This window comes from Mycobacterium sp. 852002-53434_SCH5985345, assembly GCF_001667155.1.
In the GTDB taxonomy this organism is placed as follows: Bacteria; Actinomycetota; Actinomycetes; order Mycobacteriales; family Mycobacteriaceae; genus Mycobacterium.
On record NZ_LZIE01000042.1, the window covers coordinates 130355 to 151907 of the forward strand.

A 21553-nucleotide genomic window follows, 5' to 3' on the forward strand; every position below is an offset into this window, starting at 1 on the left:
GGCACGGGGTCAATCAAAAATACTTCAAAGACCGGATATCAGACAATACGTCGTTATTGTCTGATCTCGGGTACCAGGGCCCGCACCACGAATTGGTCGACGAACTCGCGTTTGTCGGCGGCAGGGCGGTACCGCCAGGAGGGCGCCAGGAGAAACAACGTCGTCGCGTGCAGCCATTGGACGACCGACCGCGGGTCGAGATCGGCGTGCAGACGACCGGCCGACTTCCACCGATCCAGCAGCGGTTGGTAGTGCCGCAACAGCGTCTCCACGATGGGCTCCGAACCCTTCTCGAGGGCCGTCGCGACGGCGGTGCTCTCGGCGGCGAACAGTGCCTCGTTCAGTGGATCGCCGTCCACCGACTCGACGCGGGCCAGCACCATCTCGGGCACCGACCGCACCGGATCGTCGGGGGCGGCCAGCGACCGGACCAATTCGCCGAGCGCGTGGTCGACCCGCTTCAGGATCAGGCCCAGCAGAACGTCGTCGCGGCCGGGGAAGTACCGGTAGACCGTGGACCGTGACACCCCCGCCTCGTCGGCAACCTCACCCATCCGGAACTGAGTGTTGCCGCGCTGCGCGATGCAGCGGCCCGCGGCGTCCAAAATGCGCCTGCGGGCCTCCTCGTCGTCGAGGATCGCGCGGTCGTCGCCCCATCGGCGGCTCGGTTCCATGGCGCAGATGTTACGGGGTCAGTTCCCCACAACAATGAATTCCGTTGCGGACCAAGCACATCGGACGCACGCCGGATAGCGCGGGTTCAAGCGCCCGGGCGTTGGGTCAGATCGGTCCAGGTCAAGGTGACGCGGGTGCCGCGCGGGGTGCGGTCGATGGTCACCTCGTCGGCCAGTGTCTCCATCAACGGGATGCCGCGTCCGCGGAGTTGCTGCCGGTAGCGGGCCGGAACTTGCTGACGCCAACGGCCGCGATCGTCGACGGTGACGGACAAGGTGTCGGCCGGCCGGTCATAGGCCGCGCTCACGTCCAGCGTCCCGCGCTGGGAGGTCTGGCAATAGGCGAATTCGGCGGCGTTGGCGATGGCTTCGTTTACCGCCAGCAGGACGTCGCTGAACCGGTCGGAACTGAGACTGAAATGCGTTTCGAGCCAGACCCGGAATTCGGCTCGGGCCCGAGCAGCGCTGCGCCGGTCGGCGGCGACCCGATTCCGCGCGAAGCGGAAGCGGTCATCGATGTTCGACACGTCATGCGGTTGAGGATCAGAGCGGCCCATCGTTCCCAGTTGTGCCCCCATCTCGAGGTTCACCCACCAGCAATGCCGCTCAGTGCGTCGTCTAGCGAGCTGTAGAGCGCGAGCACGCTGTCGATTCCCATCAGTTTGATCGGTCTGCTCGTCGCCGAGCCGTTGGCGACGACAGCGAATTTTGTCGGCGGCTCGGTGTCCGCCTGCGCCGTCACCAGGACGGTCATCCCGGCTGAGGCCAAGAAATCCACTTTCGACAGGTCCACGATCAGCGCGGCGGGTTTGGTCGCCATCGCGGTCTGGATGGCCTCGGCCAGATGCGGCGAGCTGAGCATGTCCACTTCACCCGAGACGGTCAGCACGACCGCATCATCTACCTGCTGTTTTCCTACTGAGAAAGCGGTCGGATCGATTGGATCGCCAGTTAATTCGCCCATGGTCTATCACTCACATTCGGTCCCTGGGGACACCGTTAGCTCTTAGAACAGCCACTGCCAACACCGGGGGCTGCTTGTTCAACCCCACGGAAAGCGCTTGCCTTCGGAGGAGAGACACTCCGTCGATCTGCGCTCTAGCTACAGATGCAGCCGCAAGTTGTTTATTCGATGGTATGACACGCGGCGAACCACACCCAAAACGAGTGAACGAATCGCCCCGGCGCGCCGTCCTGTGAATGTGTGCGACGCCCCCCGCAGAAGTTGCGCATGGCATTGGCTCATGCGTGAATTGCCTGTACCGGACTCGTGTCCAGCCCGGCCCCCGTGGCCTGCACAAATGTGGAAGGACGGTCGGCGTGGAGCCCGGTGAGCGCGGTAGCGAGCAAGACGACCCGCGGGCCGATGTCGAGCCCACCGGCGCCCGTCCCGACGCGGTGACACGACGGCGCGCATTGCTGGGCATGGGAGCCGTGGCCGGCATCGCCGCGGTCGACGTCGGTGGCTTCGCCTACGCGGGCGGCTGGCTGCGACCCGGTGCGTTGACACCACCCCGGTTCGCCGACCGCTTCGAAAACGTCTACGGACGCCACGACGGCTTTCGCCGGAATCACGCCAAGGGGCTCAGCGCGGTCGGAACATTTACGAGCACCGGGGCGGGGGCGGCGATCTGCCGGGCCGCAGTCTTCCGGGCGGGGAACGTGCCGGTGATCGGCCGGTTCTCGCTGTCGGGAGGCCTGCCGGATCAGGCGGACGCGCCGACCACGGTGCGCGGACTGGGCTTGCTCTTCCAGGGCCCCGACGGCCAGCAATGGCGCACCGCGATGGTCAACATCCCCGTCTTTCCGGACAGCACGCCGCAGGGCTTCTACGACCGGTTGCTCGCGTCCAAACCGGTGGCCGGGACGGGCAAGGCCGACCCGGAGAAGATGGCCGCGTTCCTCGACCGTCACCCCGAGACGGTCGCGGCGATGAAGGTCATCAAGCAGACCCCGCCCAGCGTGGGGTTCGCCGACAGCGCGTTCTACGGCCTGAACGCGTTTCGGTTCACCAACGGCGCGGGGGCAACCGTTCCGGTGCGCTGGGCCGCCGTTCCGCAGGAAGTGGCGGGCGCGCCGGCGTCACCGGCCGGCAAGGACTACCTTTTCGACGACCTCATCCGGGCGCTCGCGCAGCGACCGCTCACTTGGCGGCTGGTGCTCACGGTGGGGGAGCCGGATGATCCGACCCACGACGCGACGAAACCCTGGCCGCGATCGCGCCGAACCATTGACGCCGGCACCATCACCGTCACGGCGGTGCAGACCGAGGCGCCCGGCAACGCTCGCGATATCAACTTCGACCCGCTGGTGCTGCCGGACGGCATCACCGCCTCCGACGACCCGCTACTCGCAGCGAGATCGGCCGTCTACGCCCGCTCGTTCACCCGCCGCGCGGAGGAACCCAAGACACCCAGCGCAGTCGACGTTTCCCGGGTGCTCCGGTGAGCGACGCCAACGCCACGGCCCGGTTCGCGCTCCCGTCCCGCGTGCTGCACTGGCTGATGGCGCCGATGGTGATAGCCCAACTGCTCATCGGCGTCACCATGGTCGCGGCGCTGAGCTACTACCCGCTGCTGCTGGCCATCCATCGCCCGCTCGGTGTGCTGATCCTGGTGTTCGCGGTGGTGCGGCTGGCGAATCGGCTCAGACATCGGCCCCCGCCGTTTCTGTCCACGATGAGTCGCGCCGAACGGCGCATCGCGACGTGGTCGGAATATCTGCTCTACGCCCTGCTGCTGGTGCAGCCCCTCACCGGGTGGGCCATGCTCTCGGCGGCGCGGTTTCCGGTCACGCTGGTGGGGCCGCTGCGACTGCCCGGCATCGCGCCGCACAGCATCGACGTGTTCGCGGTGCTGCGCGAGTGCCACGGCGCCTTCGCGTTGCTGCTGTTTCTGACGTTCACCGCCCACATGTGCGCGGTGCTCTTTCACACGCTCGTGCTGCGCGACGGGCTTCTCGATCGGATGGCGCTGTGGCGGGTCAGGCCCGCCTCCGCGCGGGCAGACCAAGCCGAGCTGTAACGACCTGCCTCCCCGGGCGCTGATCGGCCGAATATGATCGGCACGATTAGCGCAGGGTGCTTGGCACCGCAGGCGCGGTGACCATACGCCGACCACGAAGGAGTGGAGAACTTCCATGCCGAACGAGAAGCAAGCGGAGCGGATGACGTCGGGGAAGGGGTTCATCGCGGCGCTCGACCAGAGCGGCGGCTCGACGCCCAAGGCGCTGCGCCTCTACGGCATCCAGGACGACGCGTATTCCTCCGAAGAGGAGATGTTCGACCTCATCCACCAGATGCGTTCGCGAATCATCACCTCCCCGGCGTTCACCGGTGACCGCGTCCTGGCCGCGATCCTGTTCGAGCAGACCATGGACCGCGAGATCGAGGGCACCCCGTCCACCACCTATCTGTGGGAGACCAAGGGCGTGGTACCCATCCTCAAGATCGACAAGGGCCTGGCCGAGGCGTCCGACGACGTGCAGCTGATGAAGCCGATCCCGGGACTGGACGAGCTCCTGGAGCGCGCCGTGAGCAAGGGCGTCTTCGGTACCAAGGAACGGTCGGTGATCGGCGGCGCCAACGCCAAGGGCATCGCCGCCGTGGTCGCCCAGCAGTTCGAGCTCGGCCACCAGGTGCTCTCGCACGGCCTGGTGCCCATCATCGAGCCCGAGGTCACCATCTCGATCGCGGACAAGGCCGAGGCCGAGGGCATCCTGCGCGACGAGATCACCAAGCAACTCGAGAACGTGCCCGACGGGCAGCGCGTCATGCTCAAGCTGAGCTTGCCCACCGAGGCCAACTTCTACCTCCCCCTGATCGAGCACCCGAAGGTGATGCGAGTGGTCGCCCTCTCCGGCGGTTACTCGCGCGAGGAGGCCAACGAGCTGCTGGCGAAGAACCACGGGCTGATCGCCAGCTTCAGCCGCGCGCTGACCGAGGGGCTCACCGCCGACCAAACCGACGAGCAGTTCAACGCCACGCTGGACAAGGCGATCCAGTCGATCTACGACGCGTCGGTCGCCGGCTGACCTAGTAGCGTGGCGGCGACCCGCATTCGCCCGGTCCCCCGCAAGCGGGAGGTGCCCCCACCGCCGCGCTCGCGATCGCCGCTAGTAGCGGTGGTCGGCCATCCGGGGCGGGCCGTCCCCGGCGTCACGTTCGTCCGACACCACTGCGGGCACCATCTCGCTCGTCACCAGCCCGTCGTCGCGGGTCAATTCGTCGATCACGTCGAAGGATTCGGCGATGTTGGCCGGAGTGTCGACGACGATGGTCACCACGGGGACGCGCCGGCGCAGCGACAGGAACTTGTCACCGTGCGGTTGATGGTCGCCGTGGTAGCCCCAGATGCCCCGCACCACCGTCGCGCCGTCGGGCGCTTCGCGTTGACGAAGCCGCTGCACGATCGCGCGGTGAATCGGCACCCCGCCGCGTAAAGCCGACTCGGACGTGTAGATCGTCAGCTTCTGGAACAGTGGCAGACCCCGCTCGTCGACCCCGGGGAGGGCGTGCGGCCGTTCCAGGAGTTCGCCGTCGCGTTTGCACACGCGGACCCGCTCCAGCGTGACCATGGGTTGCCGGAGCAGCCCCATCAGCTCCGGCAGCACCGCTGCGATGCGCTCGCCGGATCCGACGGCGACGATCATCATCGGGACGTTGGCGTTACGGCCGAAGAAGCGCGCACGGTGCCGCTGTCCGTGGGTGACGCCGTCGACGCCCAGCAGCACCGATGCGCCCGCTATCCGTCGCCGATGCAGCACATCGCAGACGGCGACGTAGGCGGGGGCGCCGTTGACACGTTCCTTGCGGCCGACGTAGACGGTCAGCTTGACGGCTTCCCGCAATTCGTCGGGAAGTTGCAGCGGCTCTAGGAGTTCCCCGCCGTCGCGTAGCAGCCGCGCCCGCTCCAAAGTGACCAGGCCCCGCTGCTTGATGGCGAGCACCGGGTCGAGCAGGGCCTCGATCCTCGCCCTGGTGTCGACGGCGATGATGGCGACGGGCGGGTCCTCGGACAACGTCAGCGACTCGTCTGTCCTCAGGTGGCGCCCGGAACCGAAGCCGCCGATGCCACGGAGCACCACGCCACAGGCGATGCGATGCCGGGCATAGAGGTCGAGCAGCACATCGGACACGAAGCCTTGGTCGGTCCGGCGACGCTCGGCCAGGTAGGTGGTGAGCTTCAGACAGTCTTCGTCCATGGCCGCTCCCGTCGCTTTGCGGCGATCCTACTCGGTTGGAGACCTCAAGCGTCGCAACGGTGTTCGACGCTGTGCGGCTCACCGTAGGTTTTCGGTCGGCACCGCGTAGCGGTCCTGGTAGGCGCGCACCCGCTGGCGGACCTCGCCGGCGTCGAGACCGGTATCCGACCAGGTGTAGCGGCCGCGCCCACCGTCACCGGGGTGGGCGGCGAGGAAGTCACGCATCTTCTGCTCGGCGTCGGGTCGCAGCTCGCGGTCGAGCCGCTCGTAGATGTCCTTGATCGTGGTCCACGGGTCATTGATGAAGTCGGTGTACTGCACGTCGATCACGCGGTCCGCCGGCACCGCCCCGCTGTCGCGCAGGGTCATCTCGCGTTCCAGCCCGACGACGATCTCCTCGTAGGACTGCGCCGCGCACTCGGCGATGCTGGACTCGTCGCTGCACATCCGGCGCAGGTGATGGGTCAGCGCGGCGATCGACGAGATGACGTTGAGCGGGTCGCGATGGGTCTGCACGATCAACGCGTCGGGGTACTCGGCCAGCAGCGTGTCGAGTTGCCACAAATGCGCCGGCGACTTCAGCAACCACTGCCCGGGAACGCCGGACTGCAAGTGCTGCAGGAAGATTCGGTGAAAGCGGTAGGCACCCGCGTGGTCCGCCTCGTAGAGCAGCCAGCGGTAGTAACTCGGCAGGCGGTACTGCACCGAAAAGATCATGCTGACGAACTCTGCGGCCGTGATGCGCACGCACTCCTGGCCGACGAGGGCGCCCATCGGATGAAACGCCAGAAATCCCGGCATGATCTGCTCGGACATCTCGATGGTGGCCTGCGCCTGCGCGATGCGCGGATCGTCGTGATAGGTCTCCGGCTGCGGAACCGGGCAAGGCTCGTCGACCTCCCAGGTCAATGGGGCGCGCAGCGCAGGGTCCTGGGCGAGCAGGTCGTAAAGGATCGTGGTCCCCGTACGGGGCTGACCGACGATGAAGATCGGCGCCGCAACCGGTTTCGTCGCGATCTCGGGATGCTGCTTGCGCCAGGCGATCACGCCCAGGCGATTCTTCAGGGCCCGCATGATGTCGAGGTGGGCGATCTCCACGCCGATGTCCGACAGGCGCGCGTCGTTGATCAGCCCGTCGGTGAGGCGGTGCAAGCCCGGCCGCCACCCCTCGGCGCCGAAGTCGTCGCTGCCGACTTCCTCGCAGGCGGTGGCTATCAGCCGTTCGGGGGCGAATCGGTCCTTCAGTGTCATACCGGCTCCTCACATCGGCGCACCGCCACTGCTACGTCGGGAGGGCTGGGGTTGTCCAGCCAGCGCAGGACGACGAAGCCGCGATGCCGGCCACCGGTGTCGAGCCAATGGCCGACTCCGAAGTCCTTCGCGGAGATCGCAATTCGCACCCGGCCGTCCGAGTCGGGCAAGACGCCGCGGTTGGTCACCGAGCTGTGCCGGGCGCGCGGTTCCAGGCACTCGTGCCAGATGCTCTCCAGCGTGACGTTCCAGTACCGGGTATCGGGGGGAGCGATGTCGAGAACCAGGGCCTCGTTCGGTTCGAGCCGGTAGGTCCCGATCATGTACAGGTTGTCCGGGGTGGTATCGGCGGCGCCGAGGTTGGCGGCCTCGGCGGTCAGCAAGATGTTGGGCATGTCGAGCAGTTCCGGCTTGATGGTGCGGTGCAACGTCGCGAGCTTCATCAGTGACCACGCCATCGCGGTGAACTGGTCGGCGAGTTCGCCGTCCTTCAGCGGCGCCAGCGGGCCGGGGTCCAAGGCCTCGATCCGCAGCGTGGCCAACTCTTCGAGCGCCCGGTCACCGATGTACTCCCGGACCACCACCGACGAGGCGTCCTCGGGAATCTTCACCCATTGCGCACCGGCGAGATCGGCCGGTTGGTCCGTCGACAGCACGAGCGCGAATTCGCCTGAGTCCAAGGCCAAGTCACTGTCGCTGACGTATGCCGCCATGCGGCGCGGCGTGAGTCCCGTCCCGGCCAGGATCTGCAGCCCGAGGTAGGCGCTGGTGCCCCGGGATCCGGTGATCCGGTAGCTCCGGTCCCCACGAATCATCGCCAGGTAGTAGTTGCCGTCGGGATTGGGTCCACCGACCATGCGGTTGTCCGAACACATATCGAAGAAGGAGGGCCGCCCGGGGTCCGCCTCGACGGACATCTGTGCGCACAGGGACGAGACGCGGGCGATCAGCCGCAGGCCTTCGAGCAGTTCCCGCTCGGATTCGGCGTCTTCGCTCACGACCTTGGTGATGTCCGCAAGCATCTGCTGGACGAACTGCCACGCGGCGCGCGCCTTCGGGGCCGTTTGATCGGACGAATCGGTATCGTGAGACATCGTCTCATGCTAAGACTATGTCTTACGACTTAGGCGTCGATTCGCGGAAAAGGCGGGGGAATGGCTGCCACGACATCGTTGGCCGAACGCAAGCGAACGGCCATGCGTCAGCGCATCGCCGCCGCCGCCGCTCAGCTGGTCGCCGATCGCGGCCTGGCCGGCGCGACGGTGGACCGCATCGCTGACGAGGCCGACATCGGACGGGCGACCTTCTTCCGCTACTTCAACTCCAAGGAGGACGCCGTCGCCGAGGGCATGACGGTCCATTGGCTCAACCGGATCACCGCCGCCCTGGCCGCCCAGCCCGAAGGCCTGAGCGCCACCGCCGCCGTTATCGGCGCCTTCTCCGAGCTCGCCGCCGGGTTCGGCGACATCGAGGACCAGGTTCGCGATTTGGCGGTTCTGACAAGGTCTTCCGAGACGTTGGACGCGTGGACATTGCACATCTATGTGCGTTACGAGCTGGCGATCGCCGAGCTGATCGCGCCGCGGCTGCCGCGATTGGCGGACCACGATCCCCGGCCCCGCCTGATCGGCGCCCTGGCGATGGCGACCGTGCGGATCGCCCTCGACGACTGGCTCAGCCACGGGGGCTCCCTACCGGACCGCGTGAGTCGGGGCCTGGCAGCGATCACGATCGGGTGATCAGCCTTTGAGCGCCTCGACGATGAGCCGCGTCGTGCGCTCGGCCCGTCGTCGTGAGTAGGGCTGTGCGCCGGAGAGGATCGGATACACCACACCGCCGACGATCGCGTCCGCGGCCGATTCGGCCGTGGCGGCGGCGATGCCGTCGGCGAGCAGCCGGGCCCGCACGCTTTCGTGCAGCGGCGCGCTGAATCCGGCGCGCAGTCTGACGGCGGTGTCCTCGTGTTCCATGCAGGCGACGGTCAGGGTTCGCAACATCGCGGCGCCGCGGGCGGTCGTCAGGCTGGTCGCCAGCTTGCCCACCCAGCGAACCAGGTCCGCCGTCAGGTCGCCGGTATGGGATACCGACGCCAGCAGCCGATCGGCGTCCTCGAGCATGACGTCGGCGACCAGCGCCGGGCGACTCGGCCACCACCGGTAGATGGTCTGCTTGCCCACGCCGGCCCGGGCGGCGACCGCCTCGATGGTCAGGCCGTCGAAGCCGCGCTCGAGAAGCAGCTCGCGCGTGGCGGTGACGATCGCCGTGCGCGACTTCTCGCTGCGCCGCCTCGGCGTGCTCACCTGAGTGAGATCGCTTGGCATATGGTGATCCTCACTGCCGCGGCGGCCCGCTTTACATAGCCTGACTACCCCCGGTAGTCTGCCACAAGACGAGACGGTCCGTCTTGTAAGTCTCGGAAGGATATCAGTCCGTGCGGCCAACCATAGTCACCTCCCGGCCGTCATCGTGACCCTGGGACTGAGCCCGGAGCAGCAGGAGCTCAGCGACGCCGTTGGGCAGTTCGCCGGCCGGCACGCCCCCGTCGCCGCCACCCGTGACAGCTTCGAGGACCTCGCGGCGGGGCGGCGCCCCGGATGGTGGGATGCCCTCGTCGGCAACGGCTTTCACGCCGTGCATTTGCCGGAGAGCCTTGGCGGCCAGGGCGGCCGGCTGATCGACGCGGCCTGCGTTCTGGAGGCGGCGGGCAAGGCGTTGTTGCCCGGCCCGCTGCTGCCGACGGTCGCCGCGGGGGCCGTCGCCTTGCTCGCCGATCCGACACCGGCCGCCGAAGCGCTGCTGCGCGACCTGTCGGCCGGCGTCACCGCGGCCATCGTGCTCCCCGACGACGGCGACTTCAGGGCGCACGCCGACGGCGGGGGATGGCGGATCACCGGGGCGTCGGAGGTCACCGCGGGCGTGTGCGCGGCGCGAACGGTCCTCGTCGGCGCCCGCGCGGAAGGCGACGGCGTGGTCTGGGTGGCCGTCGACTGCGAAAACCACACGGCGACAGCGGAGTCCGTCAACGGTACGGACCTGGTCGCGGACGCCGGCATTTTGCGGCTCGACGACTATCGCGCTGCCGGCGCGCAGGTTCTCACCGGGATCGATCCCGAGCGTGCGCGGTGCGTCACGCTGGGCCTGCTGGCCAGCGCGATGGCCGGCATCGTGCAGTGGTGCGTCGAAGCGGTGACCGCGCACCTGCGCATCCGCGAACAGTTCGGCAAGGTGATCGGTACCTTCCAGGCGTTGCAGCACAACGCCGCGATGCTGTTGGTCAGCAGCGAGCTGACCACCGCGGCGGCCTGGGACGCGGTGCGCGCCGCCGACGAAGCGATCGACCAGCACCGCATGGCCGCCGCCGGTGCGGCGGTGATCGCGATCTCACCGGTACCCGACCTCGTCCTCGACGCGTTGACCATGTTCGGGGCCATCGGGTTCACCTGGGAGCACGATCTGCACCTGTACTGGCGGCGGGCGATCAGCCTCGCGGCCTCGATCGGCCCGGCGAATCGCTGGGCCCGCCGCCTGGGCCAGCTGACCTGCACCCAGCAACGCGACATGTCGGTCGACCTCGGCGACGCGGAATCGCAGTTCCGGGCGTGGGTGGCCGAGACCCTCGATGCCGCAATGCAATTGCGCAATGACCAGCCGGCACCGCACGGCGACTACCCGGACCAGGCCTCCGGGCCCCAGCGCACTTTGATGGCCGACGCCGGCCTGATGGCTCCGCACTGGCCGGCGCCGTGGGGCGTCGACGCGGGTCCCCTCAAACAGCTCATCATCGACGAAGAGTTCGCCAAGCGACCCGGGCTGGTCCGGCCGTCGCTGAACATCGCCGAGTGGATCCTGCCCTCGGTGCTGGCCGCTGCACCAAAAGATCTGCAAGAAAAGCTGATTCCGCCGACCCAACGCGGCGAGATTCATTGGTGCCAGCTGTTCAGTGAGCCGGGTGCCGGCTCCGACCTTGCGTCGCTGGCCACTCGGGCGACCAAGGTCGACGGCGGTTGGCGGATCAACGGCCACAAGATCTGGACGTCGTTGGCGCAGTACGCCGACCTTGGCGCCCTGCTGGCGCGCACCGACCCCGAAGCCAGCAAGCATCGCGGCATCGGCTACTTCATCCTCGATATGCGGTCGCCCGGCATCGAAATCCAGCCGATCAAAACGGCCACCGGGCAGGCGCACTTCAACGAGGTGTTCCTCAACGACGTCTTCGTCCCCGACGAGATGTTGCTGGGTGCTCCCACCGACGGATGGAACCTCGCGATCGCCACCATGGCCGAAGAGCGTCCGGCCATCAGCGGTTACGTGAAGTTCGACAGGGCTGCAGCGCTGCGCCGGCTCGCGGCCGAGCCGGGGCCCGACCGCGATGACGCGCTGCGCGCGCTCGGCGAACTCGACGCGTACACCAATGCCATCAAGGCACTGGGGGTGCGGGAGACCATCCGGCTGCTCGACGGTCAGGCGTCGGGGCCGGCGTCCAGCATCGCGAAGGTGGCGATGAACGTGCTGCTGCGCAGGACGTTCGAGGCCACGCTGCGGTTGACCGGACGCACGGCGATGGTTGCCGACGCCGACCCCGACATCGTGGAGGGCTACCTGCACCTGCCCGCCGAGCTGATCGGCGGCGGAACCCGGGAGATCCAGCTGAACATCATCGCGCAGATGATCCTCGGACTTCCCAGAAAGTAGGATGGCCCATGGGATTACGCGGAGAAGCGGCAATCGTCGGCTACGTCGAGTTGCCGCCCGAGCGGCTCAACAAGGCCTCGCTCGCGCCGTTCGCGATCGAACAATGGGCGGAACTCTCCGCGGCCGCACTCGAGGACGCCGGACTCCCCGGTGATGTCGTCGACGGGATCGTGGCATCGCACCTGGCGGAGTCGGAGATCTTCGTACCCTCCACCATCGCCGAATACCTCGGCGTCGGAGCGCGATTCGCCGAGCACGTCGACCTCGGCGGAGCCAGCGCAGCGGCCATGGTCTGGCGTGCGGCAGCGGCGATCGAACTGGGCATCTGCGACGCGGTCCTGTGTGCGCTGCCCGCGCGGTACATCACCCCCTCGTCAAAGAAAAAGCCCAGGCCGCTGGTGGACGCGATGTTCTTCGGCTCGTCGAGCAACCAATACGGCTCTCCCCAGGCCGAATTCGAGATCCCCTACGGCAATCTCGGCCAGAACGGGCCCTACGGGCAGGTGGCCCAGCGCTATGCGGCCGTCTACGGGTATGACGAGCGGGCGATGGCCAAGATCGTCGTCGACCAGCGGTTCAATGCCAACCACACCGAGGGCGCGATCTGGAAGGACAAGCCGCTCACGGTCGACGACGTCCTGGCCAGCCCGGTGATCGCCGACCCGCTGCACATGCTGGAGATCGTCATGCCCTGCGTCGGGGGCGCCGCGGTGGTCGTCGCCAACGCGGATCTCGCCAAACGCGCGCGCCATCGGCCGGTGTGGATCAAGGGATTCGGCGAACACGTGCCGTTCAAGACCCCGACCTACGCCAAGGACCTGCTGCACACCCCGATCGCGGAGGCCGCCGACACCGCGTTCGCCATGACCGACCTGAGCCGCGAGCAGATGGACGTGGTGTCGATCTACGACTGCTACACCATCACCGTGCTGCTGTCGCTGGAAGACGCGGGCTTCTGCGAGAAGGGCAAGGGCATGGAGTTCGTCGCCAACCATGACCTCACCTTCCGCGGCGATTTCCCGCTCAACACCGCGGGCGGGCAACTGGGCTTCGGTCAGGCCGGTCTCGCCGGCGGCATGCACCACGTCTGCGACGCCACGCGCCAGATCATGGGCCGCGCCGGCGCGGCGCAGGTGGCCGACTGCAACCGCGCCTTCGTGTCCGGCAACGGCGGAATCCTGTCGGAACAGACCACGCTGATTCTCGAGGGGGACTGATCGCAGATGGCCACCTTCGAGCGCCCGATGCCCGTCAAAACCCCCACCAGCACGCCGTTTTGGGACGCGCTGGCGCAGCACCGGATCGTCATCCAGTACTCGCCCTCGCTGGGAAGCTACGTGTTCTACCCGCGGGTGCGGGCGCCGCGCACACTCGCCGACGATCTGGAGTGGCGAGAGATCTCCGGCATGGGAACGTTGTATTCCTTCACCGTGGCGCGCCGGCCGGTCAGCCCGCACTTCGCCGACGCCGTGCCGCAGCTGCTGGCCATCGTCGAATGGGACGAGGGGCCAAGGTTTTCCACCGAGATGGTCAACGTCGACCCCGCCGACCTGCGGGTGGGGATGCGGGTGAAGCCGGTGTTCTTCGACTACCCCGAACACGACGTCACGATGCTGCGGTACGCGCCCGCCGACTGACCTTGCCGAGTGTGCGGCGAGCCGCACAGTCGAGCCCGAACGTGCGGCCAGCCGCACAATCGGGCGGGAGGGACTAATAGTCACCATGTCGTCCGCGGCCCAGACCCGAGGCTGGCGGGACGCCGGCCGCAATTCGTCATTGTGATGCAACCGTTTAACCGCGGCCGCGATCTGGCGGGCACGGTTGACACTGTGATCGGCGCCATTATCTACTAGTCACTACGGCGGCGAGGAGTGCGGCATGAACAAGGACGACTTGATCCTGATCAGCGTGGACGATCACATCGCCGAGCCGGCTGACATGTTCGACGCGCACGTCCCCGCGAAATACAAGGACCGCGCCCCGCGCGTGGTCGTCGAACCCGACGGCATCCAGCAGTGGTACTACGGCGAGGTCCGCGGGCGGAACATGGGCCTGAACGCCGTGGCGGGAAAGCCGCGGGAGATGTACAACATCGACGCCTCGCGCTACGACGAGATGCGGCCCGGGTGCTTCAACGTCGACGAGCGGGTCCGCGACATGAACGCCGGAGGCCAGCTGGCCGGCCTGAACTTCCCCAACTTCACCGGCTTCTCCGGCCAGGTCCTCAACCAGGGCCCCGACCGTGACGTCAACCTGGTGATGATCAAGGCCTACAACGATTGGCACATCGACGAGTGGTGCGCGGCCTATCCGGGCCGCTTCATTCCCTGCGGCATCCTGCCGCTGTTCGACGTGGCCGAGGCGGCGAAGGAAGTCGACCGCCTCGCCAAGGAGGGCTGCCACGCGGTGACGTTCTCGGAGAATCCAGAGGCGTTGGAAATGCCCAGCATTCACACCAAATACTGGTATCCGCTGTTCGAGGCGGTCTGTGAGAACAAGACGGTGCTGTGCACGCATGTCGGCTCCGCGTCGCGGTCTCCGCAGGTGTCGACGGATGCCCCGCCCAGTGTGCAGATGACGGCGTCGTCCATGATGAGCATGTTCACGTTCACCGAGCTGATCTGGGCCGAGTTCTGGGCCGACTTCCCGCAGCTGAAGTTCTCCCTCACCGAGGGTGACGTCGGCTGGATACCGTACTTCCTGTGGCGGGCCGAGCACGTCTACAACCGCCACTCGGGGTGGACGCTGGCCAAGTTCCCGCCTGGCTACAGCGGCCCGGCCGACGTCTTCAAGCGGCACTTCTACACGTGCTTCATCAGCGACAAGGTCGGCGTGCGCAACATGGACTGGTTCAACGAGGACATGCTGTGCTGGGAGTCCGACTTTCCCCATTCCGACAGCAACTGGCCGTTCGCGCCCGAGGATGTCATCGCGACCATGGGGCATCTCGACGACTCGGTGATCGACAAGATCACCCACGAAAACGCCATGGCCGCCTACTCGTTCGACCCGTTCCGGCACATCCCCAAGGAACACGCCCGCGCCGGGTATCTGCGCTCCCAGGCCACCGACGTCGATGTCGTGACGCATGTGGGGCGCCAGGCGAGCCAGCGTGACCGCGACGCGTGGACCCGGATGACCCAGTTCGCGCTGCAGGCGCAGGTGACGGCGGAAGCCGGCGGCATTGCGGGCCGGGCCACCACCCTGGGCAACTGAACGTGTCGCCCCAAGCGCCGTTCGCGGGCTGGCGCGTCCTGGAGTTGTCCAACGGAATCGCGGTGTCCTATTGCGGAAAGATGTTCGCTGACGCCGGCGCCGAGGTGGTGAAAATCGAATCGCCGGACGGCGATTCCCTGCGCGCGCGGTCGGCCGGCGGCCCACCCGGCGCGCTGTTCGGCTATCTGGCCGCGGGCAAGAAGTCGGTGACCAACAGGGGCCAGGCAGAGATCTCCGCGCTGCTGGCCGGCGCTGACATCGTCCTCACCGACCTGACCGACGGGTGGGCCCTCGACAAGATCGGTTCCCATACCGGCCCTTCGGCCGTGGTGGTCGCCGTGACGCCGTTCGGCACGGCCGGCCCGTACGTCGACGATCGGTTGGCCGCCAACGAGTTCATCCTGCAGGCCCTGTGCGGCTCGACCGCCGGTCGCGGCTGGCCAGAGGACGAGCCGGTGCAGGCCGGCGGCCAACTCGGTGAGTGGTTGGCGGGCACATTCGCCGCCGCCGTCGGCGCGGCGACCGCCCGGCATGCGGCGCATAGCGGCCGCGGGGAAATCATCGACGTCTCGACGTACGAGGCGATGGTGATCGCGATGGGTGGCCTGTCCGCCATGTCCGCCAGCGTGCTGGGCGCGGATTCCCTGCTGGGACAGCGCAGTTTGGAACTGCCGTCGATCGTCCCCACGGCCGACGGCATGGTCGGCTTCTGCACCATCACCGCGCAGCAGTTCCAGGACTTCCTGGTGCTGATCGATCGCGCCGATCTGCTCGACGACGCCGAGCTGGCGTCTTTCGACGGCCGCGTCGCCCGCCGCGACGAATTCGTCGGCATGGTCACGCAGTGGACGCAATCCCGGACCACGCAGGAGATCGTCGACCTCGCGGTCGCTTTCCGAATCCCGGTCGCCCCCATCGCCACACCCGAGATGTTGCCCACCATCGACCATTTCGTGCAGCGCGGCGTTTTCGTCGCGTCCGATGCGGGCGTGTTGCAGCCCAGGGTGCCGTATCGCAGCGACGCGATGGAAGCCGGACCGCCCGGGCGGGCGCCGCTGCTCGGTGCGGACAACGGCCGCGTTCACTGGCCGCCACGGCCGGCCCCGCCGCCGGGTGCCGACAACGACGCACTCCCGCTGGCCGACACGCGGATCGCCGATTTCACCGCCTTTTGGGCGGGGCCGGTCGCCACCCAACTGCTGGGCGCCCTGGGCGCCGACGTGATCAAAGTCGAGGGCGTCCGCCGGCCCGACGGGATGCGGTTCTCCGCCGGCCGCCCACCCACCTGGGACCAATGGTGGGAGTGGGGCCCGGTCTTTCTGTGCAGCAACAGCAACAAGCGCGGCGTCAGCGTCGAGCTCAACACCGACGCGGGACGGGCCGTCGCGCTGGAGCTCATCGCCGCAAGCGATCTCGTCATCGAGAACTTCTCGCCCCGGGTGATGACGAACTTCGGTCTGGACTGGGATGCCGTGCGCGCGGCCAACCCCCGCGCCATCATGGTGCGGATGCCCGCGTTCGGTCTCGACGGGCCGTGGCGCGACCGGGTGGGCTTCGCCCAGACGATGGAGCAGGCCACCGGCATGGCGTGGATGACCGGACACGCCGACGGCCCTCCGGTGATTCCCCGCGGTGTGTGCGACCCGATCGCAGGCCTGCACGCGGCCTTCGCCGCCGTGGCGGGGCTGGTGGTGCGTGACCGCGACGGGACCGGGATGCTCGTCGAATCGACGATGGTGGAGGCGGCTCTGAACGTGGCCGCCGAAATGCTGGTGGAGTACTCCCGTAACGGAATCGAGATGCGCCGCAACGGGAATCGTGGCCCCGGCGCAAGCCCGCAGGGGGTTTACCGCTGTCTGGGTGAGGACGACTGGGTGGCGCTCGCCGCGACGGACGACGCCGCCCGCACCTCCCTGGCCAGGCTGCTGGTCCAACCGGATCTTCGCGCCGGTGACTGGCTGGAGCACCCGGACGAAATCGACAAGCTCATCTCGGACTGGACGGGGCGCCGGTCGGTGGCCGATGCGGTCGAAGCGCTGCGCGGCGCCGGCGTGGCCGCGGCGCGCGTCACGCCGGCCCCGGAACTCCTGCGCGACCCACACCTGCACGCGCGGGGCTTCTGGGAAACCGTCGACCACCCGGTCGCCGGTTCCTTCCTGTGCACGGGAATGCCGTTCGCGTTCCTCGGCCGACCGCGGCGCTGGATCCGCCGGGCGCCGCCCCTGTACAGCCAGCACACCGACGAGGTCCTGACGGACGTGCTGGGGCGCAGCGCAGCGCAGTTGTCCGCGCTGCGGCAGTCGGGGACCACCAGCGCCCGGCCGGCGGGCCTGTGACGTGGCGGTCACCCTGTGCGTGCCACCCCGGGCCGGCGAATTGTGCGCACCGGTGCGCTTTTTGGTGCGCGAGGACTCGGTGGTGATGGAGTTGACCGCCCGGCACCGCATCACCAGCGTCGAATGGGACGAGCGCGAGCGCGCGGTGGCGATGGTCGTCGAGATCACCGACCCGCAGACGGCCCGGCCCGTGGACGTGCGGATCGATGTGGTCGACGCCGGCGCGGCGCCCGCCGACGCCCGAACCACGACGATCGGGACCATCACCCGCGACGGGCGACCGTACGACGTCGTCGGCACCTACCTCGGTGTCGTGGCGGACGAAAACTAAACGCGAAGGATCACAGAAGTGGCAGGCACACAACGCACCGCGGCGATTGTCGGCGTGCACAACACCCGCCAGGGCCGCCGCCTGGACGGCGAGACCTCGCGCAGCCTGGCGCTGGCGGCCATCCGGGGCGCACTCGACGACGCGGGCCTGCGCCTCGAAGACGTCGACGGTATCAGCGCGGGGCCGCTGTCCACGGCGCTCATCTACGACCTGCGCCTCGGCCCGGCCTGGCAGGGCCTCGCCTTCGGCGTCGGCATGATCACCGAGGCGGTCACCGCCATCGAACACGGCATGGCGGACGTGGTGGTGCTGGTGGCCGCCCAGGCCGGCGAGTACCGCGACCACGAGGCCACCGCGCCGTGGACCCGGCCCGAGAACGAATTCGTCGCGCCGTGGGGCATGTTCACCACCGCCGAGTTCGCGCTCATCGCGCGCCGGCACATGCACACCTACGGCACGACGCGCGAACAACTTTCGATCGTGGCCGCGACCATCCGCAACAACGGATCGCGCAACCCCGAAGCCGTCTACTACCAACGCGGACCCTTCGCGCCCCACGACATCACCGCATCCCGGCCCATCGCCGACCCCTTTCACCTCCTCGACTGCGCCACCACCTCCGAAGGCGGATGCGCACTGGTCGTGGCCAACGTCGAAAAGACCGACCGCGCAAGCGAACCGATCTACGTGCTGGGCAGCGGCGCCGACTTCCACGGCCCGTCCTACCAGCACCCCCCGGCGTGGGACCTCAGCGGGCGGCGGGACCGACATGTCAATGGCGTGGTCGGCAGGCGCGCGGCCGAGCGCGCGTTCGACCACGCCGGGCTGCGACCCGCCGATGTCGACGTGTTGGAACTGTACGACCCCTTCTCCTTCGAAATCATCCGCCAGCTCGAGGCTTTCGGGTTCTGCGGCGAAGGCGAGGGCGGACCGTTCGTCGCCGACGGCCACATCGCCATCGACGGCAGCCACCCCATCACGACCGACGGAGGAACCATGTCGTTCAGCCACGCGGGCTCCAATCCGCAGATGATGCAGCGGGCCGTCCGCGCCGTCCAGCAGCTACGCGGCCAGGCGGGCGAGCTTCAGGTTCCCGACGCGCACATCGCGTTGTGCAGCAACGGGGGAGCGGGGGCCTTGTTCACCACACTGCTGATTCTGGGAGACGAACCGCTGTGACTTCCGATGCCCTGCGCCCGCAAGCCGGCCCCGTGCCCCACGCGAGTAGCCACCTCAGCGTTCCGTTCTGGGAGGGCTGCCGGTCCGGCGAATTGCGGTACCAGCGCTGCGAGGCCTGCGGCCTGGCGAACTTCCCGCCGACCGAGCATTGCCGCCAATGCCTTTCGGCGCGGGTGCCTTGGGAGCGCAGCGCCGGACTGGGCGACATCTACAGCTGGACGGTGGTGCACCGTCCGGTGACCGCGGAATTCGAACCGCCCTACGCGCCCGCGATCGTCACGCTGGACGAGGGGTACCAGATGTTGACCAACGTCGTCGGCGTGGCGCCGGAGGAGTTGCGGATCGGCATGCGCGTGCGGGTGCAGTTCCACGCCGTCGGCCCCGATGTCACGCTGCCGTACTTCACCGGCCAGAAGTAGACCAATCGTGAGCCCCCGGCGCACCAGCAACGGCCTCCCGGTAACCGCCTACCTCGTGCTGGGTGTGCTGGCCGCCAACGACGAGCAGCTCACCGCCGGCGAGATCAAAATGCGCGCCGAGTTGTCGGTGGGCCACTTCTACTGGTCGCCGTCGGTCAGTCACGTGCGGCGCGAGCTGAACCGCTTGTTGGCGCGCGGCATGGTGAGCGAAATCGGCGCCCAATCCGGCAAGCGGGCGATCACGCTCTACGAGACCACCGATGCCGGGCTCGACGCCCTGCGCCGGTGGGTGCAGCACTTCCCGGGCGAGGACCAGGTCGTCATCAAGCACCCCGTCATCCTCAGGACCTGGCTCGCCCGTGGCGAGGACCCCGAACACATCGTCGACACGTTGGACCGGCACCTCGAGGCGACCCGGGCGCGGCTGGACGAGGCGTTGTGGTCGCGGCAGCGGTCGCGCGAACTCGGCATCAGCGACGACCCGGACCAGCGCTTCTCGTTGGCGGTGCTGGACTACGCGATCCGCGGCTTGTATGCGGAGATCTCCAACATCGCGCAGTTGCGTGACGAGATCGCCGCCGGCACAACGCGGGATCCGGTCAGGCGGGTGCGACGGTCGAAGGGCCAGATTCGCCGGCGGGTGTCCGGGAGTCAGAGCTAGGCGTCGCGACGGCATAGGCGGTCCCGCGTGGTTGGCGTTCCCACAGCACTTCCCCCGCGGCGATATCCGTTCCTTCGGCGATCAGTTGACGCTTGAGCACTTTGTGGGTGGCGGTGCTGGGCAGGTCGGCGGCGATGCGGACATAGCGCGGGCGGGCCTTGGGGGACAGGTCCGGCTGCGCGTCGAGGAACGCTTCAAAGGAATCGGCGTCGAGGGCGTGCCCTTCGTTGAGTACGACCGCGGCCATCACCTGGTCGCCGACGCGCTCGTCGGGAACGGCGTACACCGCGACGCGGTTGATTGAACTGTGCCGCAACAGGATCCGCTCGATCGGCGCGGCCGCGAGGTTCTCCCCGTCCACCCGCATCCAGTCGGCGGTGCGGCCGGCCAGGTATATCCAGCCCTCGGAGTCGCGGTAAGCGAGGTCGCCGGACCAGTACATGCCGTGGCGCATGCGCTCGGCGTTGGCGTCCGGGTCGTTGTAGTAGCCGGTGAAGAAACCCGAGCCGGCCGTGTTGACCAACTCACCCACGGCGTCGTCGGCGTTGGCCAGGGCGCCGTCGGCGTCGAAGCGGGCGACCGCACACTCGGTGACGGTGTCGCTGTTGTAGATCGCCACCCCGTCGATCCCCTTGCCGATCGAGCCTTTCGGCGTGCCGGGTTCGCGGATCACGATGACCGCGTTCTCGGTGGAGCCGAAGCCATCCTCGACTTGGACGCCGAAGCGCCGCGCGAACTCCTCGATGTCCTTGTCGTTGGCCTCGTTGCCGAACGCGACCCGCAGGGGATTGTCGGCGTCGTCGTCGCGCTCGGGCGTGGCCAGGATGTAGGCGAGCGGCTTGCCCACGTAGTTCATATACGTCGCGCCGTAGTGGCGGACGTCGTCGAGGAAGCTGCTCGCCGAGAACTTCGCCGGCACGATCGCGGCGCCGGAGACCACCGCGGGTGCCCACCCCGCGACGACGGCGTTGGAGTGGAACAGTGGCATCGACACGTAGCAGGTGTCCTGCTCGGAGAGTGCGAAGCGCTGGACCAGGTTGACGCCGGCGAACGTCGCCATTAGGTGTGATACCTGCACCGCCTTGGGGTTTCCGCTCGTTCCCGACGTGAAGATCATCATGAACGGGTCCATCGCGGTCACCTGTCGGTGCGGCACGAGTTCGCCGGCGTCCTTGACGAATTCGGTCCACTGCGGCGTCGAGGTGTCGAGGATCTGCGTTCCCTCGAGGTCCAGGCCGTCGAGCAGCGGGCGGTGTTCGGCGTCGGTGATGAGGAACTGGCAGTGGGCGCGCCGCACGTCGGCCGCGAGCGCCTCGCCGCGCCGGGTGGTGTTCAGCCCGCAGAGGACGTAGCCGCCGAGGCCGGCCGCCGCCATCTGGCTCAGCATCTCCGGGTTGTTTCCCAGCAGGGCGCCAACGTGCATCGGGCGGTCTCGGTCGGCGGCCGATATCAGGGCTGCTGCGCGCGACGCCGATGCCGCCAGGTACTGACTCCAACTCCACTGCAGGGCGCGGTGTTTGACCGCGACCCCCGGATCGGACAAGCGCTTCTGCAGCAGCGCCTGAATCGTGTCCTCAGTCATCGGTCGGAAT

At 68.0% G+C, this 21553-nt stretch carries 21 protein-coding genes; 13 read left to right on the top strand and 8 right to left on the bottom strand.

What is annotated here, in order from left to right; genetic code table 11:
- Positions 1 to 53: 53 nt before the first annotated feature.
- The 3 genes from A5756_RS09520 to A5756_RS09530 all read right to left on the bottom strand — a co-directional run bounded on the left by A5756_RS09520 (position 54) and on the right by A5756_RS09530 (position 1638).
- Positions 54 to 674 carry a TetR/AcrR family transcriptional regulator gene (locus A5756_RS09520; RefSeq protein ID WP_066951199.1) on the bottom strand — a complete coding sequence of 207 codons (621 nt, stop codon included), beginning with the start codon at positions 672 to 674 and terminating at the stop codon, positions 54 to 56.
- Positions 675 to 760: 86 nt separating this feature from the next.
- Entirely contained in the window at positions 761 to 1201 is a 441-nt protein-coding gene (locus tag A5756_RS09525) for an ATP-binding protein (protein WP_082948202.1), read from the bottom strand.
- A gap of 59 nt (positions 1202 to 1260) precedes the next feature.
- The gene (locus A5756_RS09530; RefSeq protein WP_066951202.1) at positions 1261 to 1638 is read right to left on the bottom strand and encodes an STAS domain-containing protein; all 378 of its coding nucleotides are present in this window, start codon (positions 1636 to 1638) and stop codon (positions 1261 to 1263) included.
- A 356-nt stretch (positions 1639 to 1994) separates the two neighbouring features.
- On the opposite strand from A5756_RS09530, the gene A5756_RS09535 reads away from it, so the two are divergent.
- The 3 genes from A5756_RS09535 (at position 1995) to A5756_RS09545 (ending at position 4706) form a co-directional block, all read left to right on the top strand.
- Positions 1995 to 3122 (top strand): catalase family peroxidase, encoded by a 1128-nt coding sequence (locus A5756_RS09535; protein ID WP_369828604.1) that lies wholly within the window; start codon positions 1995 to 1997, stop codon positions 3120 to 3122.
- Positions 3119 to 3697 carry a cytochrome b gene (locus A5756_RS09540; RefSeq protein ID WP_082948190.1) on the top strand — a complete coding sequence of 193 codons (579 nt, stop codon included), beginning with the start codon at positions 3119 to 3121 and terminating at the stop codon, positions 3695 to 3697. The genes A5756_RS09535 and A5756_RS09540 overlap by 4 nt, the downstream gene beginning before the upstream one ends.
- Positions 3698 to 3812: 115 nt before the next feature.
- The gene (locus A5756_RS09545) at positions 3813 to 4706 is read left to right on the top strand and encodes a fructose bisphosphate aldolase (protein ID WP_066951205.1); all 894 of its coding nucleotides are present in this window, start codon (positions 3813 to 3815) and stop codon (positions 4704 to 4706) included.
- 81 nt (positions 4707 to 4787) lie between these two features.
- On the opposite strand, the gene A5756_RS09550 is transcribed toward A5756_RS09545, so the two are convergent.
- The 3 genes from A5756_RS09550 to A5756_RS09560 all read right to left on the bottom strand — a co-directional run bounded on the left by A5756_RS09550 (position 4788) and on the right by A5756_RS09560 (position 8221).
- Positions 4788 to 5876: a DUF190 domain-containing protein gene (locus A5756_RS09550; protein ID WP_066951208.1), complete on the bottom strand. Its 1089-nt coding sequence runs from the start codon at positions 5874 to 5876 to the stop codon at positions 4788 to 4790.
- A gap of 78 nt (positions 5877 to 5954) precedes the next feature.
- Complete coding sequence (locus A5756_RS09555; protein ID WP_066951213.1) at positions 5955 to 7127, bottom strand: sulfotransferase; 1173 nt, start codon at positions 7125 to 7127, stop codon at positions 5955 to 5957.
- Complete coding sequence (locus A5756_RS09560) at positions 7124 to 8221, bottom strand: DUF1214 domain-containing protein (protein WP_066951217.1); 1098 nt, start codon at positions 8219 to 8221, stop codon at positions 7124 to 7126. The genes A5756_RS09555 and A5756_RS09560 overlap by 4 nt, the downstream gene beginning before the upstream one ends.
- A gap of 60 nt (positions 8222 to 8281) precedes the next feature.
- Here A5756_RS09560 and A5756_RS09565 point away from each other — a divergent pair, with 60 nt between their 5' ends.
- On the top strand, positions 8282 to 8866 hold the full coding sequence (locus A5756_RS09565; protein ID WP_066951222.1) for a TetR family transcriptional regulator: 585 nt from the start codon (positions 8282 to 8284) through the stop codon (positions 8864 to 8866).
- On the opposite strand, the gene A5756_RS09570 is transcribed toward A5756_RS09565, so the two are convergent.
- A complete protein-coding gene (locus A5756_RS09570) occupies positions 8867 to 9448 on the bottom strand; it encodes a TetR/AcrR family transcriptional regulator (protein ID WP_066951225.1) in 582 nt (193 codons plus the stop codon). It lies immediately after the preceding gene.
- A gap of 145 nt (positions 9449 to 9593) precedes the next feature.
- On the opposite strand from A5756_RS09570, the gene A5756_RS09575 reads away from it, so the two are divergent.
- The 9 genes from A5756_RS09575 to A5756_RS09615 all read left to right on the top strand — a co-directional run bounded on the left by A5756_RS09575 (position 9594) and on the right by A5756_RS09615 (position 19961).
- Positions 9594 to 11819, top strand: coding sequence for an acyl-CoA dehydrogenase (locus tag A5756_RS09575; protein WP_066951229.1), 2226 nt, complete (start codon positions 9594 to 9596; stop codon positions 11817 to 11819).
- Between the two features lie 8 nt (positions 11820 to 11827).
- Positions 11828 to 13036 carry a thiolase family protein gene (locus tag A5756_RS09580; protein WP_066951233.1) on the top strand — a complete coding sequence of 403 codons (1209 nt, stop codon included), beginning with the start codon at positions 11828 to 11830 and terminating at the stop codon, positions 13034 to 13036.
- Positions 13037 to 13042: 6 nt separating this feature from the next.
- Positions 13043 to 13456, top strand: coding sequence for a Zn-ribbon domain-containing OB-fold protein (locus A5756_RS09585; RefSeq protein WP_066951239.1), 414 nt, complete (start codon positions 13043 to 13045; stop codon positions 13454 to 13456).
- A gap of 241 nt (positions 13457 to 13697) precedes the next feature.
- Positions 13698 to 15035 carry an amidohydrolase family protein gene (locus A5756_RS09590; RefSeq protein WP_066951242.1) on the top strand — a complete coding sequence of 446 codons (1338 nt, stop codon included), beginning with the start codon at positions 13698 to 13700 and terminating at the stop codon, positions 15033 to 15035.
- Between the two features lie 2 nt (positions 15036 to 15037).
- Positions 15038 to 17371: a CoA transferase gene (locus A5756_RS09595; RefSeq protein WP_066951247.1), complete on the top strand. Its 2334-nt coding sequence runs from the start codon at positions 15038 to 15040 to the stop codon at positions 17369 to 17371.
- A gap of 1 nt (position 17372) precedes the next feature.
- Positions 17373 to 17702 (top strand): hypothetical protein, encoded by a 330-nt coding sequence (locus A5756_RS09600; protein WP_066951250.1) that lies wholly within the window; start codon positions 17373 to 17375, stop codon positions 17700 to 17702.
- An 18-nt stretch (positions 17703 to 17720) separates the two neighbouring features.
- Positions 17721 to 18881, top strand: coding sequence for a thiolase family protein (locus A5756_RS09605; protein ID WP_066951255.1), 1161 nt, complete (start codon positions 17721 to 17723; stop codon positions 18879 to 18881).
- Positions 18878 to 19300 carry a Zn-ribbon domain-containing OB-fold protein gene (locus A5756_RS09610; RefSeq protein ID WP_066951259.1) on the top strand — a complete coding sequence of 141 codons (423 nt, stop codon included), beginning with the start codon at positions 18878 to 18880 and terminating at the stop codon, positions 19298 to 19300. The genes A5756_RS09605 and A5756_RS09610 overlap by 4 nt, the downstream gene beginning before the upstream one ends.
- Before the next feature lie 7 nt (positions 19301 to 19307).
- Positions 19308 to 19961: a PadR family transcriptional regulator gene (locus A5756_RS09615; protein WP_066951263.1), complete on the top strand. Its 654-nt coding sequence runs from the start codon at positions 19308 to 19310 to the stop codon at positions 19959 to 19961.
- Here A5756_RS09615 and fadD1 read toward each other — a convergent pair.
- Positions 19900 to 21543: a fatty-acid--CoA ligase FadD1 gene (fadD1, locus tag A5756_RS09620; RefSeq protein ID WP_066951268.1), complete on the bottom strand. Its 1644-nt coding sequence runs from the start codon at positions 21541 to 21543 to the stop codon at positions 19900 to 19902. The genes A5756_RS09615 and fadD1 overlap by 62 nt on opposite strands.
- Between the last annotated feature and the right edge of the window lie 10 nt (positions 21544 to 21553).

Excerpts from the sequence above, each read along its gene's own strand:
- A5756_RS09590 (WP_066951242.1), top strand. The coding sequence starts at position 13,698 with ATGAACAAGGACGACTTGATCCTGATCAGCGTGGACGATCACATCGCC.
- A5756_RS09545 (WP_066951205.1), top strand. The coding sequence starts at position 3,813 with ATGCCGAACGAGAAGCAAGCGGAGCGGATGACGTCGGGGAAGGGGTTC.
- A5756_RS09580 (WP_066951233.1), top strand. The coding sequence starts at position 11,828 with ATGGGATTACGCGGAGAAGCGGCAATCGTCGGCTACGTCGAGTTGCCG.
- A5756_RS09530 (WP_066951202.1), bottom strand. The coding sequence starts at position 1,638 with ATGGGCGAATTAACTGGCGATCCAATCGATCCGACCGCTTTCTCAGTA.
- A5756_RS09555 (WP_066951213.1), bottom strand. The coding sequence starts at position 7,127 with ATGACACTGAAGGACCGATTCGCCCCCGAACGGCTGATAGCCACCGCC.
- A5756_RS09550 (WP_066951208.1), bottom strand. The coding sequence starts at position 5,876 with ATGGACGAAGACTGTCTGAAGCTCACCACCTACCTGGCCGAGCGTCGC.
- A5756_RS09565 (WP_066951222.1), top strand. The coding sequence starts at position 8,282 with ATGGCTGCCACGACATCGTTGGCCGAACGCAAGCGAACGGCCATGCGT.
- A5756_RS09585 (WP_066951239.1), top strand. The coding sequence starts at position 13,043 with ATGGCCACCTTCGAGCGCCCGATGCCCGTCAAAACCCCCACCAGCACG.
- A5756_RS09570 (WP_066951225.1), bottom strand. The coding sequence starts at position 9,448 with ATGCCAAGCGATCTCACTCAGGTGAGCACGCCGAGGCGGCGCAGCGAG.
- A5756_RS09560 (WP_066951217.1), bottom strand. The coding sequence starts at position 8,221 with ATGTCTCACGATACCGATTCGTCCGATCAAACGGCCCCGAAGGCGCGC.
- A5756_RS09520 (WP_066951199.1), bottom strand. The coding sequence starts at position 674 with ATGGAACCGAGCCGCCGATGGGGCGACGACCGCGCGATCCTCGACGAC.
- fadD1 (WP_066951268.1), bottom strand. The coding sequence starts at position 21,543 with ATGACTGAGGACACGATTCAGGCGCTGCTGCAGAAGCGCTTGTCCGAT.